This is a genomic window from Streptomyces sp. NPDC051555, from assembly GCF_044454405.1.
Lineage (GTDB): Bacteria > Actinomycetota > Actinomycetes > Streptomycetales > Streptomycetaceae > Streptomyces.
In genome coordinates this window covers 1-2635 of sequence record NZ_JBITDP010000094.1, presented here as the reverse complement: position 1 = coordinate 2635, position 2635 = coordinate 1, and the positions used below count along the sequence as shown (strand labels likewise).

Here is a 2635-nt window from a genome sequence, read left to right as displayed (position 1 = left end):
TGTCGGCGGTCGCGTTATTCCCCATGATGGGTGGTTTGAGCACTTCGTTATTCCCCATACCGAATTCTCCTAATTGGCCATGGGTACGGAGGAGTTCGGGATCGAGGGACCTGGGCATCGCGGAGGTGTGCGGGGCGGCTCTCGACCTGTGGGTCGGAAGGCCGATGGGCAGCCCGGATGGCGAGGAGAACGTTCGTCGTGGTCGATGTCACCGAGATCTACGTCCACTGGTACGCGGGCCGCTCGAAGCGTGAGCTGGCCGCGTCGCTGGGGGTGGATCGCAAGACGATCAGGAAGTATCTGGCGCCGGCGGAGGCCGCGGGGATCACCCCGGGCGGACCGCCGATGGGCGAGGCGGACTGGGCCAAGCTGATCAGGATCTGGTTCCCCGAGCTCTCCAATTCGCGGCTGAGGCAGCTCACCTGGCCGGAGATCGACCAGCACCGTGACTACATCCAGAGCCTGCTGGGGACGGTGACGGTCACCACGATCCACCAGCGGCTCCGAGACGAGCACAAGCTGGAGGTGTCGATCTCCGCCTTCCGGCGCTGGGTCCACGCCACGCTGCCCGAAGAGACGCGAAGGTCGCAGGTCACGGTCCTGCGCGATGACGTCGAACCGGGCGAGGAAGCCCAGATCGACTACGGCTTCCTGGGGCAGTGGACTGACCCGAGGACCGGCAAGCGGCACCGGATCTGGGCCTTCGTGATGGTGCTGCCCTGCTCTCGGCACATGTTCGTCCGCCCCGTCCTCCAGCTGCACCAGCACTCCTGGACCGAAGCGCACGTCGCGGCCTTCCGATACTTCGGCGGCGTCCCGCGCCGGCTGGTGCCCGACAACCTCAAGACCGGAGTCGACAAGCCCGACCTCTACGATCCGAAAATCAACAAGGCGTATGCCGAACTCGCCACTCATTACGGCGCGTTGGTGGACCCGGCCCGCGCTTTGAAGCCCAAGGACAAGCCCAGGGTGGAACGGCCCATGCCCTATATCCGGGACTCATTCTGGTGCGGTCGGGAGTTCACCTCGATCGAGCACATGCAGGTCGAGGCTGTCACCTGGGCCCAGAACGTCGCGGGTCGCCGGCAGTGCCGGCCACTGGGCGGGGCCTCCCCGATGGCGGTCTTCGGGGCCCTGGAGGCCGAGACCCTGCTGCCTCTGCCGCCCACGCCGTTCGTGCTGGCCCGCTGGTCGACCGCGGTGGTCGGCCCCGACATCCACATCAAGGTCGGCCGCACCCTCTACTCGGTGCCCTGGAAACTGATCGGCCGCCGGGTCGACGTCCGCTCCACCGCCACGATGGTCCAGGTCTTCCTCGACGGCGACCTGGTCAAGACGCACGCGGCCCTTGAACAGGGCAAACGCACTGACCGGAGCGACTACCCGCCCGAGAAGATTGCGTTCCAGATGAAGACGCCGGTCTGGTGCCGAACCCAGGCGGCGGAGATCGGGGACTCCTGCAGGGAGGTGGTCGAATCGCTGCTGGAGGTCAACGCGCTCTACCGTCTCCGCGCCGCCCAAGGGGTTCTCGGATTGCGGAAGAAGCACGGAGACACCCGGTTGGAAGCCGCATGCGCAAGGGCCATCACGGTCGGTGATCCGTCCTACCGCACCATCAAGGGCATCCTGATCGCCGGCACCGAGACCGACCCCGAGCCCGAGACCAGCGGAGATGCCGGAGCCGCCGCCTTCCTCCACGGACCGAAACGGCTCTTCGCCTCCTTGGCACCCCACGGCACGGCGGATGAGATCCGCGATGACCAGGTCCACGGCGAAGCTGAGGGAAGCATCTGATGAGCGTGATGGACACCGCCCTGCGCGAGTCGCTGAAGTCGCTGCGGCTCTCAGGAATGCTGGAAACGCTCGACGCCCGCCTGGCCCAGGCCCACGGCGGCGAGCTCGGGCACCTGGACTTCCTCCAGGTCCTCTGCCAGGACGAGATCACCCGCCGCGAGACCGTCGCCTTCCAACGGCGCCTGACCCGAGCGAAGTTCGAGCAGCAGGTCACCCTGGAAGAGTTCGACTTCACCGCCTCATCGAAGCTCCCCGCAGCCCAGATCCGCGACCTCGGAGCCCTGCGCTGGCTTCACTCCGGCGAGTCGGTCATCCTCTTCGGGCCGGTCGGGGTCGGCAAGACGCACATCGCCCAGGCGCTCGGCCACCTCGCCGTTCGTCAGGGCGCCAACGTCCGCTTCGCCAAGACCAGCCGGATCCTCGCGGACCTCGCCGGCGGCCACGCGGACCGCACCTGGGACAAGCGGATCCGTGAACTGGTACGACCCGACGTGCTCATCCTCGACGACTTCGCCATGCGCCAGCTCGGAGCGTCCCAGGCCGACGACCTCTACGAACTGGTCAGCGAACGGCAGGGCAGGTCCCTAATCATCACCAGTAACCGGGCACCCAGCGACTGGTATCCCCTCTTCCCCAACCCCGTCGTCGCCGAGTCACTCCTGGACCGACTGATCAACACCAGCCACCAAGTCATCATGAACGGCCCCAGCTACCGCCCGAACAAGCGCCCCAAGAACCCTACCGACAGGCCCGACAAGCCACCGATCAAATGACACCGATCAGGCGAGGGGTGGGGGAATTACGCGAAGTTCAGACGGGGGAATTACGCAATCGTCCACAG

2 protein-coding genes are annotated in these 2635 nt (G+C 66.5%); both read left to right on the top strand.

From position 1 onward, the window contains the following. The first annotated feature begins 198 nt into the window (after positions 1 to 198). Positions 199 to 1794 (top strand): IS21 family transposase, encoded by a 1596-nt coding sequence (gene istA, locus ACIBEA_RS44375; RefSeq protein ID WP_359932918.1) that lies wholly within the window; start codon positions 199 to 201, stop codon positions 1792 to 1794. Then, positions 1794 to 2567, top strand: coding sequence for an IS21-like element helper ATPase IstB (gene istB, locus ACIBEA_RS44370; RefSeq protein WP_399270237.1), 774 nt, complete (start codon positions 1794 to 1796; stop codon positions 2565 to 2567). The genes istA and istB overlap by 1 nt, the downstream gene beginning before the upstream one ends. The last annotated feature ends 68 nt before the right edge of the window (positions 2568 to 2635 follow it).